This is a genomic window from Noviherbaspirillum sp. (genome assembly GCF_035254685.1).
GTDB lineage: Bacteria > Pseudomonadota > Gammaproteobacteria > Burkholderiales > Burkholderiaceae_D > Noviherbaspirillum.
In genome coordinates this window covers 20,719-36,772 of record NZ_DATFAI010000023.1, presented here as the reverse complement: position 1 = coordinate 36,772, position 16,054 = coordinate 20,719, and the positions used below count along the sequence as shown (strand labels likewise).

The 16,054-nt window shown below is 61.4% G+C and carries 12 protein-coding genes; 2 read left to right on the top strand and 10 right to left on the bottom strand.

The genetic code is table 11. The features are described 5' to 3' along the window. Nucleotides 1–74: 74 nt before the first annotated feature. Nucleotides 75–641, top strand: coding sequence for a dCTP deaminase (dcd, locus tag VJ698_RS10225; RefSeq protein ID WP_324102649.1), 567 nt, complete (start codon nucleotides 75–77; stop codon nucleotides 639–641). A gap of 98 nt (nucleotides 642–739) precedes the next feature. Further along, a complete protein-coding gene (locus VJ698_RS10220; protein WP_324102647.1) occupies nucleotides 740–1,660 on the top strand; it encodes a glutaminase in 921 nt (306 codons plus the stop codon). A gap of 559 nt (nucleotides 1,661–2,219) precedes the next feature. On the opposite strand, the gene VJ698_RS10215 is transcribed toward VJ698_RS10220, so the two are convergent. From VJ698_RS10215 to VJ698_RS10170, 10 genes are all read right to left on the bottom strand, one after another. Further along, complete coding sequence (locus tag VJ698_RS10215; protein ID WP_324102646.1) at nucleotides 2,220–4,469, bottom strand: arginine/lysine/ornithine decarboxylase; 2,250 nt, start codon at nucleotides 4,467–4,469, stop codon at nucleotides 2,220–2,222. A gap of 255 nt (nucleotides 4,470–4,724) precedes the next feature. Beyond that, entirely contained in the window at nucleotides 4,725–6,074 is a 1,350-nt protein-coding gene (locus tag VJ698_RS10210; RefSeq protein ID WP_324102645.1) for an erythromycin esterase family protein, read from the bottom strand. Between the two features lie 84 nt (nucleotides 6,075–6,158). Beyond that, complete coding sequence (locus tag VJ698_RS10205) at nucleotides 6,159–7,358, bottom strand: SRPBCC family protein (protein ID WP_324102644.1); 1,200 nt, start codon at nucleotides 7,356–7,358, stop codon at nucleotides 6,159–6,161. Nucleotides 7,359–7,925: 567 nt separating this feature from the next. Continuing rightward, on the bottom strand, nucleotides 7,926–8,495 hold the full coding sequence (locus VJ698_RS10200; RefSeq protein WP_324102643.1) for a DUF4337 domain-containing protein: 570 nt from the start codon (nucleotides 8,493–8,495) through the stop codon (nucleotides 7,926–7,928). 8 nt (nucleotides 8,496–8,503) lie between these two features. Then, complete coding sequence (locus tag VJ698_RS10195; RefSeq protein WP_324102642.1) at nucleotides 8,504–8,986, bottom strand: dihydrofolate reductase; 483 nt, start codon at nucleotides 8,984–8,986, stop codon at nucleotides 8,504–8,506. Further along, on the bottom strand, nucleotides 8,986–9,780 hold the full coding sequence (locus VJ698_RS10190) for a thymidylate synthase (protein ID WP_324102641.1): 795 nt from the start codon (nucleotides 9,778–9,780) through the stop codon (nucleotides 8,986–8,988). The genes VJ698_RS10195 and VJ698_RS10190 overlap by 1 nt, the downstream gene beginning before the upstream one ends. A 44-nt stretch (nucleotides 9,781–9,824) precedes the next feature. Beyond that, on the bottom strand, nucleotides 9,825–11,630 hold the full coding sequence (locus VJ698_RS10185) for an ABC transporter transmembrane domain-containing protein (RefSeq protein WP_324102640.1): 1,806 nt from the start codon (nucleotides 11,628–11,630) through the stop codon (nucleotides 9,825–9,827). Then, the gene (locus VJ698_RS10180; protein ID WP_324102883.1) at nucleotides 11,627–12,730 is read right to left on the bottom strand and encodes a carotenoid 1,2-hydratase; all 1,104 of its coding nucleotides are present in this window, start codon (nucleotides 12,728–12,730) and stop codon (nucleotides 11,627–11,629) included. The genes VJ698_RS10185 and VJ698_RS10180 overlap by 4 nt, the downstream gene beginning before the upstream one ends. 2 nt (nucleotides 12,731–12,732) lie before the next feature. Continuing rightward, nucleotides 12,733–15,273 (bottom strand): FtsX-like permease family protein, encoded by a 2,541-nt coding sequence (locus VJ698_RS10175; RefSeq protein ID WP_324102639.1) that lies wholly within the window; start codon nucleotides 15,271–15,273, stop codon nucleotides 12,733–12,735. Then, the gene (locus VJ698_RS10170) at nucleotides 15,270–15,932 is read right to left on the bottom strand and encodes an ABC transporter ATP-binding protein (protein ID WP_324102638.1); all 663 of its coding nucleotides are present in this window, start codon (nucleotides 15,930–15,932) and stop codon (nucleotides 15,270–15,272) included. The genes VJ698_RS10175 and VJ698_RS10170 overlap by 4 nt, the downstream gene beginning before the upstream one ends. Nucleotides 15,933–16,054 lie beyond the last annotated feature (122 nt).

Here is a 16,054-nt window from a genome sequence, read left to right as displayed (position 1 = left end):
TCCTGGAAGCAGTTCGTCCCCGGACGTGAGCTGATATGCGTCGCCCACGCCTCCTATCAACCTCCGCGAAAACAATGAGCATTAAATCCGACAAGTGGATCCGGCGCATGGCGCAGGAACACGGCATGATCGAACCGTTCGAGCCGGGTCAGGTGCGCCATATCGATGGCCACAAGATCGTCAGCTACGGCACGTCCTCGTATGGCTACGATATCCGCTGCGCCGACGAATTCAAGATTTTCACCAATATCAACAGCACGATTGTCGATCCGAAGAACTTCGACGAAAAATCCTTCGTCGATTTCAAGGGCGACGTCTGCATCATTCCGCCGAATTCCTTCGCCCTTGCGCGCACGGTCGAATACTTCCGCATTCCGCGCAGCGTGCTGACTATCTGCCTCGGCAAATCGACCTACGCGCGCTGCGGGATCATCGTCAACGTGACGCCGTTCGAACCGGAGTGGGAGGGTTATGTGACGCTGGAGTTTTCCAATACGACGCCGTTGCCCGCGAAGATCTATGCCGGCGAAGGCTGCGCGCAAGTGCTGTTCTTCGAAAGCGACGAAGTGTGCGAGACCTCATACAAGGATCGCGGCGGGAAATACCAGGGCCAGCGCGGAGTGACCCTGCCGAAAACCTGAGGTCAGTCGGCGGGACGGAGCAATCCGAATATTCTTCGGATTGATGTGTCATACACTGCATCGAACTACCTCAAGGCACCATTGCGCAAGGCTGTTCGATGCTCCTCGACTACCAATCCATCCTCGATACCATTCATCGCGAAGTCCAGCCCTTACTCAGGGAAGGCAAGGTCGCGGATTACATCCCGGAACTGTCCAAAGTTTCGCCGGGTCGCTTCGGCATGGCAGTGTATTGCCTTGACGGGCGTACCTTCTCGGCAGGCGATGCCGACGTCAAGTTTTCACTGCAGAGCATCACGAAGCTTTTTGCGCTGGCATTGGCATTTTCCCGCGAGGGGGACGTCATCTGGACACGCGTAGGACGCGAGCCATCCGGCAATCCGTTCAACTCGCTGGTGCAACTGGAATACGAGCGCGGGATTCCGCGCAACCCGTTCATCAATGCCGGCGCGCTTGTGATCACCGATATCCTGGCGACGCGTTTTGTCCAGGCGGAGATCGCCGTGCTGCAATTCGTCCGCATGCTCGCCGATGAGCCAGCGATCGACTTCGATCGCATCGTGGCGCAGTCCGAGCAGGATACCGCGCATCGCAACAGCGCGATCGCCTACTTCATGAAGGACTTTGGCAACCTTCACAATCCGGTGGCGTCCGTGATCGGCAGTTATTGCCGCCAGTGCTCGATCACGATGACCTGTGCCGAACTCGCCAAGGCCGGCAGCTTTCTCGCGCAGCACGGCACGATCCCGTGGAGCGGCATGGAGATCCTTGACGCGAGTTCGGCGAAGCGCCTGAATGCCTTGATGCTGACCTGCGGTACCTATGATGCCGCGGGCGATTTCGCCTATCGGGTCGGCCTGCCTGCCAAGAGCGGCGTGGGCGGCGGCATTCTTGCGCTGATGCCAGGCGATGCATCCATCGCCGTCTGGTCTCCCGGCCTGGATGCAACCGGCAATTCCCTGGCCGGCACCTATGCACTGGAACGATTCACTACCCTGACGGCGCGATCCATTTTCTGAAGTTCCGGCCGCGTGCAGGCAAAAAAAATCCCTCTTCCCTTGCGGGAAGAGGGAGGATACGGGGTAGCGTGTTTGCGATACGGCAGTTTGTACTTCACGCACGCTGCCCCCCACCCGAACATCTCCTTGTCGGAGACGCAGCCCACCCTCTGGAGTCTTGAAACGGTTTGATTCGAATCGAACCGGTCGCGCGTCGAACCTCAATTACAAAAGCGAAATCGATGTTATTTTTTGCATCCCGGCATGTAAGGGCACGGAGGCGGAAATTTTCGTTGCGTCCGTCGCTTGCTGCCGTTCGTTGTTATTGTTTAATGATGATGCACGGAAACATTGACGATGAATGTTTCTCAAGTGCGAGAGATGTTGCGAAATGTAAAAATTTTGAACGCAACTTCAATGCCAGCAGGCATGTAGAGAGATTTCTGACGGAAATTGGCAGAGACCGGCGCAAGAAGGGCAGTCGTGCCGACGAAGTGACAATTTTCGGCAGCGCCGGCACCCGGGAGTGGGGGGATGCGGCAACAGGCGGCACAGGGTGTCCTGCGCCGCCTCGTGGAACTTACTTCACGCAGTCGACAAAATAACCGCGCCGGCCATTTACATCCTGCGTGACCAGTCCGTGCACGTCCGTCTCGAAGCCCGGGAACTTCTCGTTGAAGTCTCGGGCGAATTTCAGGTAGTCGACGATGGTCTTGTTGAAACGCTCGCCCGGGATCAGCAGCGGAATGCCCGGCGGGTAGGGCGTCAGCAGGATGGCCGTGACGCGACCTTCCAGTTCGTCGATCGCCACGCGCTCGATCTCGCGGTGTGCCATCTTCGCGAATGCATCCGAGGGTTTCATCGCCGGTTGCATGTCGGACAGGTACATCTCAGTGGTCAGGCGCGCCACGTCGTAGGCCTTGTACATCCCGTGGATACTCTGGCACAAGTCGCGCAGGCCGATGCGCTCGTAGCGCGGATTGGCCGCCGCGAATTCCGGCAGGATGCGCCAGATCGGCTGGTTCTTGTCGAAGTCGTCCTTGAACTGCTGCAGCGCGGTCAGTAGCGTGTTCCAGCGGCCTTTCGTGATGCCGATGGTGAACATGATGAAGAACGAATACAGGCCGGCCTTCTCGACGATGACGCCATGCTCTGCGAGGTACTTGGTGACGATCGAGGCCGGGATACCCGTCTCGCCGAACTTGCCGTCAAGCGACAGGCCCGGCGTGACGATGGTCGCCTTGATCGGGTCGAGCATGTTGAAGCCGGGTGCGAGCTTGCCGAAGCCGTGCCATTCATCTTCGGCGCGGATCATCCAGTCTTCGCGCGATCCGATACCTTCTTCCGCGAAGCTGTCCGGTCCCCAGACCTGGAACCACCAGTCCTGGCCCCATTCCTGGTCGACCTTTCTCATCGCGCGGCGGAAGTCGAGCGCTTCCAGGATGCTTTCCTCAACCAGCGCAGTGCCGCCCGGCGGCTCCATCATGGCCGCAGCCACGTCGCAGGAGGCGATGATCGCGTACTGCGGCGAGGTGGAGGTATGCATTAGGTAGGCTTCGTTGAACATGTCCTGGTCGAGCTTCACCGTCTGGGAATCACGCACGAGGATCTGCGAAGCCTGCGAAAGACCGGCGAGCAGCTTGTGCGTCGACTGCGTCGAGAAGATCAACGATTCCTTCGCGCGCGGGCGGTCCTTGCCGATCGCATGCATGTCCTTGTAGAACTCATGGAAGGTCGCATGCGGCAGCCATGCCTCGTCGAAGTGCAGGGTGTCGATCTTCCCGTCCAGCATTTCCTTGATCGTTTCGACGTTGTAAACGACGCCGTCGTAAGTCGACTGCGTGATGGTCAGGATGCGCGGCTTCTTGTTCTTCGCTTCGCGGGCGAACGGGTTGGCCTCGATCTTCTTCATGATGTTTTCCATCTTGAATTCTTCGAGCGGGATCGGGCCGATGATGCCGAGGTGGTTCCGGGTCGGCATCAGGAACACCGGGATCGCGCCGGTCATGATGATCGAGTGCAGAATCGACTTGTGGCAGTTGCGGTCAACCACGACGATGTCGCCGGGGCCAACGGTCGAATGCCACACCATCTTGTTGGAGGTCGAGGTGCCGTTGGTGACGAAGTAGCAATGGTCGGCATTGAAGATGCGCGCGGCATTGCGCTCGGACGCCGCGACCGGGCCGGTGTGGTCGAGCAGCTGGCCGAGTTCTTCCACCGCGTTGCAGACGTCGGCGCGCAGCATGTTCTCGCCGAAGAACTGATGGAACATCTGACCGATCGGCGACTTCAGGAAGGCTACGCCACCGGAATGGCCGGGGCAGTGCCATGAATAGGAACCGTCCTTGGCGTAATGCACCAGCGCGCGGAAAAAGGGCGGCGCCAGGCTGTCGAGATAGGCGCGCGCTTCGCGGATGATGTGGCGCGCGACGAATTCCGGCGTGTCCTCGAACATGTGAATGAAGCCGTGCAACTCGCGCAGAATGTCGTTCGGGATGTGACGCGAGGTTCGCGTCTCGCCGTAGAGGTAGATCGGAATGTCGGCATTCTTGTGGCGGATCTCTTCCACGAACGCGCGCAGCGATCTGAGGGCAAGCTCGACTTCCGCCGGGCTGCCGCCGCCGAATTCCTCGTCGTCGATGGAAAGAATGAAGGCCGAGGCGCGCGATTGCTGCTGCGCGAACTGCGACAGATCGACATAGCTGGTCACGCCAACGACTTCCATGCCCTCGCTTTCCATTGCCTGCGCGAGTGCGCGGATACCCAGGCCGGACGTGTTCTCGGAGCGGAAATCTTCGTCAATGATGACGATGGGAAAGCGGAATTTCATGAGGTCTCCAAAAGGACAGATAACAGGGAGACGCCTGGGTCAGTCGTGGCAACAACCGCTTGCGCGCCGAAAAAAAGCGAATTTTCGCAGATATGGGGATTACGTGGGGAAAAAACGAGGCTGGAGCGGGCTGATTCGTGCATGGTGTGGCACCTCCCCGCCAGTTGAAGGCTGGCTTTGTAGTATTTTAACAATTTTTATGCGGCAGGCGGGTCGAACGCCACCTGCCGCAGCGTTTGCAGCTTTTCAAACGTTTCATACGCCGACCGGATATGTCTCCGGCGCTTCTCCAGTCTCCCAGTGCGTCCCGCGCTCCAGCGGCTCCACGGCCCGGGTCTCGTCGAAATGAAGGATCGCGTCAAACTGATGCGCCAGGTGGGCGTAGAAATAATGGCTCTGCCGCTCGGTCGCCGGCGCGTAGATCACTCCGATGGCGCGCTCCAGAAGCGCGTTGGACGGCAGCACGTCGGTTTCGATACCGTTCACGCGCAGGGGCAGCAGAAAGCGCGGCAGGCCGGTCCGATGGAAGGCCTCCTCATAACTGCCAGGCAGGCCGGGACGAACCTGCTTCTTCTCGGCCGGACCGTCCCAGTCGGAGGCTGCTGTCACGGTACCCTGGTAGGTCGTGAACCCGATCAGCACCGCATCGTCGTGGTAGCGTTCGCGGGCCAGCTGGCCGACGTTCCATTCGCCCTGGTAGCCGATCTCGGTGGCACGCGCGTCGCCGATATGCGAGTTGTGCTCCCACACCACGATCTTCGCGGGCTTGCCAGGCTTCGACAGATGTCCGTTCAACGCACGCAGGGTGTCGGCCATGTGCAGATCGCGCATGTTCCATGACGAAATCCGACCCTGGAACATGGTGCGGTAGTATTTCTCGGCATTCTTCACCAGTCGCGCATTCTGTTCCGCATAAAAGAACTCGTCGGCGGCGAGCTGGTCGTCCTGGTCGCGGAACTCGAGCGAGCGCGAGCGCAGGTCGTGCAGCTGGGTCAGCACCTGTTCCTCGCAGCTGGGAGACATGCCGAAGCTGGTTGCATAACCGTAGCGCTGACTGTCGCGCTGAAAGTGGTCGAAGCATGCATAGCGAGCGCGGGCACGCTTTCCAGCCTCCGGATCCACCTGGTCGAGATAGCGCAACACTTCGTTCATCGACGTGAACATGCTGTACAGATCGAGTCCGTAGAAACCCACGCGCGTGGCCTGCGGCGGCAAGGCATCGTTGTGCGCCCGCAGCCAGTCGACGAAGGCAAGGACATCGGCATTGCGCCACATCCATGTCGGAAAGCGCTCGAAGCCGGCCAGCGCGCGTTCGCTGCTGGCGTCATCGCCGACACCGCGCACATAGCGATTGACACGATAGGCGTCCGGCCAGTCTGCTTCAACCGCGACTGCGGTGAAACCCTTTTCGAGGATCAGGCGCCTGGTAATTTCGGCACGTTCACAATAAAACTCATGCGTGCCGTGGGACGCTTCGCCCAGCAGCACGAAGTGTGCCTCGCCGACCAGATCCATCAGGGGATCGTAGTCGTTGTGCGATCCATTCAGCAAATGGGCCACCGAGGCGATGGAAACGCTGAGTGGAGAATTGGTAGCGGTTGTCATGACGCATCCGGATCGGAATGATTGGACATGCCTGAAACCGCTTCTCCGTTAAGCGGTTTCAGGCGCGCTTGCCCGCATCCATGTTCAATGGATGCTCGTTGTGCCTGCAGCTCCGGCACGCGACGTGGCTTGTGCGGCATCGCGGGACGGAATGCCGGTTTCGATGAATGACTTCATGCGCATCAGGTCTTCTTCCATCTGGCGCTTCGGATTGCCGTTGAACAGCGAAGCAACGGCGTGCCCGACGGCGCCCGCAGGCGGGCTGTAGGTCATGTGCACACTGACGCGCGTGCCGTTGCTCTCAGGCTCGAAGTGCACCATGCCGGTATGCTGTACGGTCGAATCGGGATCGCTGCGCCATGCGAGGCGCTCGGGACGTTGCGCATCGGTGATGACGGAATCCCATTCGATATGCGTGCCGGCCGGCCCGCTGACGATCCAGTGCGAACGTCCATTGCCAAGGTCGCGCACATCCTGCACATTGGACATGAAGCGCGGGAAGTTCTCGTAGCGTGTCCACATGTCGTACACGTCCTCAGGCGAAGCCTGAATGTAGATCGTCTTGTGCATGTCGACTGACGACTGCCGGCCCGTTTGCATCATCCTGGAGAACGAGCGGTTGCTGATGCCTCGCGCCAGCAGGCCAATGCCGATTGCAGCCGCGGCCGCGCTTGCCGGTGAGCGACGCATCAGTCCAAACAGTCCGAGTGCACTGCCGCCGACCGCAGCCACGGCGCGCAATGCAGGCGGCCAGGTTTCCTGCATGATGGCGGATCCGGCGGCGCGCCGCATCTTGCCCTCGCCCTGCAGGCTGGGAACACCGACAGCGTTGTCATGCACGTCGAGGTAATCCTGCACTTCCTTGACGCCCGCCACCGAGCGCACGCATTCGATCAGCTTGTCCTTTTCATGTGCGAGGACGGGGCCGTGCAGGGTGACGCAGCCGTTCTGCGCGTTCGCCTTGATAGCGCGCGGATGCGTGACCGCGCGGCCGATTTCCTTGCGCACGCGCGCTACCACTGTATCGTCGTCGCTAGTCTCGGAGTGCTGCGAGAACATGCGGCCGGCCTGCGCGCGCAATCCGTGCACGCGATTGTTGAGGTCGCGCGACGCCACATCGATGGCATCGCTCGTCTTTGTTGCCAGGCTGCGCATCTTGTCGGTCGCAAGGGCGCGGCGGCGCCGGCCGCGATCCGGATCGGCGAGATACATCGTCAGTGCGCCCAACGCGGCGCCCGCCACCCAGAATGCCAATGATTGCGTCTTGCTAGATTGCTCATCCATATCCATCTCCTTGTTTCAAGAATTGACGGTGCGTGGCATAAGCCTGTTGCGCGCGGAACGAATCGCATCGTGGCAGGCGTTGCTCACGATTCCTGCATGACGAGACTTCATTAAACGCCGTGATGTTCCCGAAATGATCATCACTTGCATTCGGTGAGGAACGGATTGCCGAGAATTAATCTTGCCGAACGACGGGGTGAAGCCGGAAGCTGTGCAGCGTATCCGACAATAAGGGACGGGTGAAGAGACCGGGCAAAACATGCCTGAAATCAGGCAGGCGCCAGAAGCGGTACCGCAAGTGCCGTTGTTCGCTGCGCCAGCCATGCCGTCCCTTCCATGCCCGTGTTTCAGCAGTTCTTGTGCGCTGAAAATCTGGCAGGCAATCAACAAGTGCGATCAACATCGAATCGGGAAACATCCACTGATTGGACATGACACAGGCGCAAACGTTGCACCCGAACCGCTTTTGAACGCGTCGGATTCACCATTTGAGAGAAAGGGATGGTGAGCGAAGCTTTTCGCTCACTACTAGGGGAGGGCGATGCCTTGCATCAAGGCATCGCCGTTTCAGAAGTGCAGCCAGGCCATGACGCCCAGGACGATGCCGACGCCCGCAACACCGTAAGAGGAGTATTCCAGCCACTTCTTACGCGTCAGCAGGGTGATTGCAGCGAGCGAAATTGCGATCTGTTCGGCGGTCATTGCCTGTGCCCAGCGGTGGTGCTGGTGCATCTGTTCATCCGATTGTTCGTCCCAGTGGTGCGACGTTGCCTCCAGCTTTTCGGCGTCGGACTTGATGTCGGCCTTTTCCTTCTTGTAGCGCTCGACTTCCGCCTTGTATTTTTCGGTGTCGACGCCGGGCAGGCTCATCGCCAGCTCAGCGAGGTTCTGCTTGTTTGACTTGGCCTGGTAGTAGTTCCACTGGTTCGAGGCTTCCGTTTTCTTGATCGCGGCATTGTTCTTGAACAGCGCCGCATTGTTCTGCGTGTCGCCGGCCTGGTAGCCGAAGACTGCGCCGATGGTGGCGAGGATCGCCGTGGTCACCGCGATCTTGTTGGAAAAGCTGTCGCCGCCGTGTGCGGCATGTTCCACGTGATGGTCATGCGGACCATGTACATGAAAACCGTGTCCTGACATGTGGTCTCCTAGATTTTTTCGTATGTGACGAATGCGTAATCGAATCCGTTCGCGTCGGAATGGTGCTGCTCGCGCACGGTTTCCTTCCACTGCGCCGGGTCGATCGACGGGAAAAAGGCATCGCAGTCGAAGCGCTTGCCGATCTCCGTCACGACGAGGCGGTCGGTGCGCGGCAACGCCTCGCCGTAGATCTGCGCGCCACCGATGACGCAGGCGTCTGCGTCGCCAACCAGCGCGATCGCTGCATCGAGCGAGGTGACTGCCTCCACGCCTTCATGCCGCCATTCCGGATTGCGCGTGACGACGATATTGCGTCGGTTCGGCAAGGGGCGGCCAATCGACTCGAAGGTCTTGCGTCCCATGATGACAGGATGGCCTGTCGTCGTGCGCTTGAAGTGCGCCATGTCTTCCGGCAGGCGCCAGGGAAGGGTGTTGTTGATGCCTATGCCACGTTGAGCGTCGGTGGCGACGACGATGGTGAGTGTTGCCATCAAACCGCCACCGGAGCCTTGATGTGCGGATGCGACTGGTAATTCACGATCTCGAAATCCTCGAATCTGTAATCGAAGATCGAATCCGGCTTGCGCTTGATGACCAGTTGCGGCAGCGGGTAGGTCGTGCGCGAGAGCTGTTCCTTGACCTGCTCCATGTGGTTGGAATACAGGTGGCAATCGCCGCCGGTCCAGATGAATTCTCCGGCCTGCAATCCGGTCTGCTCGGCCACCATGTGGGTGAGCAGGGCGTAGGAAGCGATGTTGAATGGCACGCCGAGGAAGATGTCGGCGCTGCGCTGGTAGAGCTGGCAGGACAGCTTGCCGTCGGCCACGTAGAACTGGAAGAACGCATGGCAGGGCGGTAGTTTCATTTGCGGAATGTCGGCCACGTTCCACGCCGAGACGATCATGCGGCGGGAGTCCGGGTTGTTCCTGATCTGGTCCATCACCTGCGCGATCTGGTCGATGTGCTTGCCGTCCGGGGTCGGCCACGAGCGCCATTGGTAGCCGTAGATCGGGCCGAGGTTGCCGTCCGCGTCGGCCCATTCGTCCCAGATCGTGACGCCGTTGTCTTTCAGGTATTTGGTGTTGGTCGAACCGGCGAGGAACCAGATCAGCTCATGGATGATCGACTTCAGGTGCAGCTTCTTCGTGGTCAGCAAAGGGAAGCCTTGCTGCAGGTCGAAGCGCATCTGGTAGCCGAACACCGAGCGGGTGCCGGTGCCGGTGCGGTCGGTTTTTTCGGTGCCATGTTCATGGACATGGCGCATGAAATCGAGATATTGGCGCATGGGTGCTTTCCGTGAGTTGCGCTATTTTAACGGGTAAAGCATGACTAACGTGTGTCTGTTGCAGCACCGTGATCTTGTGAAAACTGCAATTCTGCCAGACTGGCATACAGCCCGCCCTGCGCGGTCAGCGAGGCATGTGTACCGATCTCGACGATCCGGCCATGCTCCATCACGATGATACGGTCGGCCCGCTGCACGGTCGCCAGCCGGTGCGCGATCACCAGGGTGGTGCGCCCCTTCATTGCTACTTCCAGCGCGCCTTGTACCAGCCGTTCGGATTCTGCATCGAGAGCGCTGGTGGCCTCATCGAGCAGCAATAGCGGCGGATTCTTCAGCAAGGCGCGCGCGATGGCAATGCGCTGCCGCTGCCCGCCCGACAGGCGCACGCCGCGCTCGCCAAGGAAGGAGCGGTAACCCTGCGGCAGCTTCTGGATGAATTCATGCGCAGCAGCCAGCTTCGCTGCGGTGATGACTTCCTCGTCGCTGGCATCCGCACGACCATAGCGGATGTTTTCCATCGCATCTGCCGAGAAGACAACCGTGTCCTGCGGCACGATGCCGATGGCGTCGCGCAGGGCATGCAGGTCGAGCGTGCGGATATCGACGTCGTCGAGCAGGATGTCTCCCCGCTGCGGATCATAGAAGCGCAGCAGAAGCTGGAACAGCGTGCTCTTGCCCGCGCCGGACGGTCCGACGATGGCGACATTTTCCCCGGGATGAATGTCGAGTGAAATATCAAGCAGCGCCGGCGAGTGCGGACGGGACGGATAGTGAAAGCTGACGCCATGCAGTGCGAGGGAGGCGCCGTTGACTGCGCGTGGCGGCAGCACCTGTGGCCGGGAAGGCGACCGGATCGGCGAGCTGACCGCGAGCAGTTCCAGCAGGCGCTCGGTCGCGCCGGCGGCGCGCTGTGCTTCACCGATCACTTCGGACAGCGCGCCGATCGCGCCGGCGACGATGGTCGCGTAGAGAATGAACTGCCCGAGTTCGCCGGCCGTCATGCTGCCTCCGATGACCGCTTGCGCGCCGAGCCACAGCACGAATACGTTGGCGCCGAATACCAGCAGGATCGCGACCACCGTCAGCAGCGAGCGCGCCCGGATTCGCTGCAAGGCTGTCGCGAAGGCGCTTTCGACCGAGGTGCTGAAGCGCTGCGATTCCAGCTTTTCGTGAGTGAACGCCTGCACCGTGGGCATCGCATTGAGGATCTCTCCCGCCAGGGCCGACGTGTCGGCGATGCGGTCCTGCGACGCGCGCGAGAGCTTGCGCACGCGCCGCCCGAACAGAACGATGGGCAGCACGACCGCAGCGAGCAATACGATGATGAGCGATGCCAGTTTCGTGCTGGTGACAAACAGCATGACGAGGCCGCCGATGCACAACAGGGCATTGCGCAAGCCCATGGAAATGCTGGTGCCGACCAGTGTCTGGATCAGCGTTGTGTCGGTGGTGAGGCGCGACAGGACTTCACCGGTCTGCGTGGTTTCGAAAAACTGCGGACTTTGCGCTACCACATGGCGATAGATGGCATTTCGCAGATCCGCGGTGACCCGCTCGCCCAGCCACGAGACCATGTAGAAGCGCGCCGCAGTGGCGATCGCGAGCACGCTGGCGACGCCGAACAGCGCGAGGAAATACAGATTGATATGCTTGCCGCCTTTCGTTCCTGCAGTGCCGAAACCCAGGTCGATCATCTGCTTGAATGCGTAGGGAATCGCCAGCGTGGCGCCGGCTGCGACCAGCAGCGCGATTCCGGCCAGCATAAATTCCTTTTTGTAGGGTGCGAGAAAGGGCAGCAGGCCCTTGAGCGTGGCAAGGCTGCCCTTGTAGCGTTCTTTCGGTGCGCTCATAGCTTGAATGGTTTCACGTAGCCGGTCATTTCAAGGTAGCCGCGACCGGCGGGTTTGCCGTCGCGGCTGACGGTCACCGCACCCTCCCAGTAAACCGCGCCGGTCGACTGCCGCGAGTCGAGTTCCTGGTCGTTCTGCAGTGGCGTCAGGTCCCACGTGGCGTTGCCAGTCTCGATGCGGGTGGCGACAGGATAGCGTGCATTGGTGCGTGGCGAGGTCCAGGTCCGCTGCGGCTGGAAACGCACGTTGTCGGCGTCGAATTGCGTCACGTGCCCGGCCGGATCGCGCAGGGCCGCATGTGCCCACATCTTGCTGCCGTCCTTGCCACGGATCTGGAACGCCATCAGGGCTGAGCCGTCATCAAGATTGATGCCGGCCCAGTCCCATCCAGCCGCATCGGGGTCGAGCACCGTGGTCGACCATTCGTGGTCCAGCCAGGCGCTGCCGTGCACTTCCACTGGCTTGCCGTTGCGGCGCGCCGTACCGGCGACCGTGAGCTGCGGCTCGCTGTAGTAATAGCTTGCCTGTTCCGGTTTCGGCCCCTTGCGCGAAAAGCCATGATCGCCCTGGAGCATGGGTTGTTGCGTCGGCGAGAGTGTGAAATTCAATGTGAAGTCACGCGCAGCGACATTGATCAGATAACGACCGTCCGCCTCGCGCGTGAAGTGCCAGTCGCCGAGTTTCACGTCGGTATTGCCCTGCCTGGCGTAAGCGAGGCCGAAGCCTTCGCGCGCAATTTTCTGGTCGTGCAAGAGCTTGCCGAGTGCGGGATCCGACAAGGCGACGTGTGCAATGACGAGCTGCTTCGGCGCGAACCGGCTCGGGTTGGCCTGGTCGTGGTCCGTTGCGGAGCGGAAGAAGGTAACCTGGAAACCGAGCGGCTTGTGGTCCGGCGTTTCCAGCCATCCGGTGACGTACCACCACTCCGTGCGGAAATCCGGATGCGCGCCGAAGTCGCGCGGAAAACTGAGCGGCGTTCCGGGCACGGCTGTGGAAAACCGTGGCGCGTCCGCGGATGCGGGAACGCAGGGGAGCAACAATCCCAGACATGCAATGAGGGTTGCCGTCCAGCGCAACCAGGCAGGCGTGCATTGATTCATCATTACCAGTCCTCCCTGACCGCGCGCACCGCGCTGCCGGACACCGCATATCTTCCGGCGATCAGTGCGGTGATCGCTGCCGAACCCGACAGCAGCGCTGCAATCGGCAGCAGGACGTGCCACGGCATGTGCAGTTCCATCGTCCAGTGGAAGGATTGCGGATTGATCACGAACACCAGGATCAGGCTGATCGCCCCGCCGAGCAGGAAGCCGATGGCAACGCCCAGCAGCGACAGCAATCCGCCCTCGACGGCCAGCATGCCGAGGATCTGTGCGCGCGTCACGCCGATGTGCCGCAGCATGCCGAATTCCTTCGCCCGCGCCAGCGTCTGTGCGGAGAATGTTGCCGCCACGCCGAACAGACCGATCACGATCGCCACCACTTCGAGCAGGTAGGTCACCGCGAAGCTGCGGTCGAAAATCTTCAGCGTGACCGCGCGAATGTCGCCGGGCTGCGCGAATTCGAGCGCGGCGCCGAACGGGAGCCGCCGCAGTTGCGCGATCGCCTGTGCCGCGCTTGTGCCGCGGCGCAGCCACAGTGCGGCATCATTGACCTGCTTGTCGCCCGATATGGCCTGGTAGTCCGACAGCCGCATCTGGATCGCGCCGGACTGCCGCGCATAGTCGCGCCAGACGCCGGCGACGATGAATTCATGAGGATGGCCGGCGATGTCAATTTGCACGCGCGACCCGACGCGATACTGGTACAGGTCCACCATCGCCTCCGATACCCAGACCGGCATCACGCCGGCGGGCAGTTCGCCGGGCGGCAGCGCCTTACCGGTGAGCGGCATGCTCTTGCCGGGATCTTCGACATCGATCGGTTTCGCCATCAGCACCACGGGCGGGCGCGCCGGGTCGAGTACGAGTTGCATCGAGCGCAGGAAATCGACGCGTGCCACGCCCGGAATCGACGCAATCGCGCGTTGGTCCGCAGACGACAGCGAACCGGTATTGCCACCCAGCGCCGAGCGTACATAAAGGTCCGCGGACAGCACGTTCGACAGCCAGTCGTCGACGGACACACGGAAACTGGCGACCATGATCGCCATCGCCACCAGCAGACTGAAGCTCGACAGTACGCCGCCCAGCGCAATCGATGCCTGGTTTGGCGCATTCGCCAGCCGTGCGAGGGTGAGCGTGGGGATCACGTCCGGACGGCGCCCCGCCATGCCGGAAAGCAGGGCGAAGGCGAGCGCCGAAAAGCGCGGCATCAGCCCGATGCCGCCGATCAGCAGCAAGGCGATGGACAGGTAACCGAACAGCGGCAGCTCGAACACTGGCGGCATGCGCGTCAGCAAGGCGCCGGTGGCGAGGCAGGCGAGCGATGGCCAGGGCGACGCGAGCTTCGACAATGCGACATCCTCGCTGCCTGACTTGATCGCCTGCGCCGGCCGGGCGCGCGCCGCTTCCCATGCCGGGCTGGCGCAGCCGAGCAGCGCGGCTGCGGTGCCGAGACAGAAGAAGACCAGCGCGGCCCAAGCCGAGAAATGCACGGTTGGCTGCACACCGGGAAAATAACCCCCGCCCAGGTCGCCGCCGAACAGCCGCAGTGCCGCAGCGGCCAGAACATATCCGCCCACCAGTCCAAGCAGCGAGCCAGTCACGCCGAGGATGGCACCTTCGCGCAAAATCTGTTGCAGTACCTGCCGGCGCGTCATGCCGACCACGCGCAGCAGGGCAAGCTCGCTGCGCCGCCGGAGCACCGACAGGGCCTGCGTGGAAAACACCAGGAATGCACCGGTGAACAGCGCGACCAGCGCCAGCACATTCAGGTTGACACGATAGGCGCGCGACATGTTGTTCGTACGCTCTTCCTGGTCTTCCGTCTCGGTGACCAGGTATTGCGGACGCAGCTCTTTCGCCAGGGCATCCTTGAACGCGACGCGGTCGATGCCCTGTTCGAGTTTGAGGTCGATCCGTGACAGTTCTCCGATCTTGTCAAAGCGCCATTGGGCAGCGCCGATGTCCATCACTGCGATGCGCTGTCCGGGACGCGCCCGGACCGGTCCGCCGGCCACGCGCAGGCTGACTGCCTTCGTGCCAGCACGCAGTTCGAGCCGGTCGCCTTGCTTCACCTGCAGCCACTCCATCGCTGCGGGGGAAAGAAAGATCGCGTCGTCGGCCAGCGTGTCGGACGGCTTGTCTTCCGCCGGCACGCCGATCAGGTCCGGTGCGATGGCCGCAGCGCGAAACACATCGATGCCCAGCACTTTCAGCGGCGTGCGCTGGCCGGGCAGCGCTGCGTCAAGTTCCAGCACGGGGCTGGCCAAGGCCACGCCGCGATGCTGCGCGAGGTGGGGATACAGGGATTCATCAAAGAATGCTTGCACGCTGCGCACCTGCAGGTCGGCTTGTCCGGACAGGCTCTTGATGGCCGCGGAAAACTCGTTGTAGGCAGCGGCGTTGATCAGGTGGATGGCAAATCCCAACGCCACGCCGAGGGCGATCGCGCCCATCGCGATCAGGGCACGCACCGGATGTGCACGCCATTCGCCCAGCGTCAGCCAGCGACCAAGGGGCGTTGCATGACGGCGCTTCATGCGGGCACCACCTCCATCGGACGCAAGCCTTCCTTCGTCAGCAGCAGGACGCGGTCGGCAGTGGCTGCCGCGGCCGGGGAATGGGTAACGAGGATGCCGGAAGCGCCGTTGGCCTTGATCTCGCTGCGCAGGAGATGCAGCACCTCGCGCGCTGTATCGGGATCAAGATTGCCGGTTGGTTCGTCGGCCAGCAGCAGCTTGGGCCTGTGCACCAGGGCACGCGCAATGGCGACGCGCTGCAACTCTCCGCCCGACAACTGGCGCGGGAAATCCTGCTCGCGTCCCTGCAGCCCGACTGCCGTCAGCATCTCTGCGGCGCGCTGCATGTCCCTGCCGTTGAGCAGCAGGGGCAGGGCGACGTTCTGCAGCAGGGTGAGATGCGGCAGCACATGGAATGCCTGGAAAATGAAACCGAATTTCTTGCGCCGCAGCAGGGTTGCCGCATCGTCATCCAGCGCGGACATCGTTACGCCGTCGATGATGATCTCGCCGGAATCCAGCGTGTCGAGGCCGGCGATCAGGTTGAGCAGGGTCGATTTGCCAACGCCGGAATCGCCCATGATGGCGACGTACTCGCCGTCATGGATGACATGGGAAAGATGGGAAAGCACATGGCGGCCATTGGGGTAGGACTTGCTGATATTGCGAAGCTGTAACATCGAGATGCGCTTTCTCGTTGGTAAGGCCGGCCGTCATTCATGGAAAAAAGAGTTCGATGTCCACTTCGGCCTTGTGACGCATCAAGGGACGGTCGATTCACCCGTCTATGATAGCCAAAAAG

Excerpts from the sequence above, each read along its gene's own strand:
- VJ698_RS10200 (WP_324102643.1), bottom strand. The coding sequence starts at position 8,495 with ATGTCAGGACACGGTTTTCATGTACATGGTCCGCATGACCATCACGTG.
- VJ698_RS10175 (WP_324102639.1), bottom strand. The coding sequence starts at position 15,273 with ATGAAGCGCCGTCATGCAACGCCCCTTGGTCGCTGGCTGACGCTGGGC.
- VJ698_RS10210 (WP_324102645.1), bottom strand. The coding sequence starts at position 6,074 with ATGACAACCGCTACCAATTCTCCACTCAGCGTTTCCATCGCCTCGGTG.
- dcd (WP_324102649.1), top strand. The coding sequence starts at position 75 with ATGAGCATTAAATCCGACAAGTGGATCCGGCGCATGGCGCAGGAACAC.
- VJ698_RS10190 (WP_324102641.1), bottom strand. The coding sequence starts at position 9,780 with ATGCGCCAATATCTCGATTTCATGCGCCATGTCCATGAACATGGCACC.
- VJ698_RS10215 (WP_324102646.1), bottom strand. The coding sequence starts at position 4,469 with ATGAAATTCCGCTTTCCCATCGTCATCATTGACGAAGATTTCCGCTCC.
- VJ698_RS10205 (WP_324102644.1), bottom strand. The coding sequence starts at position 7,358 with ATGGATGAGCAATCTAGCAAGACGCAATCATTGGCATTCTGGGTGGCG.
- VJ698_RS10195 (WP_324102642.1), bottom strand. The coding sequence starts at position 8,986 with ATGGCAACACTCACCATCGTCGTCGCCACCGACGCTCAACGTGGCATA.
- VJ698_RS10180 (WP_324102883.1), bottom strand. The coding sequence starts at position 12,730 with ATGAATCAATGCACGCCTGCCTGGTTGCGCTGGACGGCAACCCTCATT.
- VJ698_RS10170 (WP_324102638.1), bottom strand. The coding sequence starts at position 15,932 with ATGTTACAGCTTCGCAATATCAGCAAGTCCTACCCCAATGGCCGCCAT.
- VJ698_RS10185 (WP_324102640.1), bottom strand. The coding sequence starts at position 11,630 with ATGAGCGCACCGAAAGAACGCTACAAGGGCAGCCTTGCCACGCTCAAG.
- VJ698_RS10220 (WP_324102647.1), top strand. The coding sequence starts at position 740 with ATGCTCCTCGACTACCAATCCATCCTCGATACCATTCATCGCGAAGTC.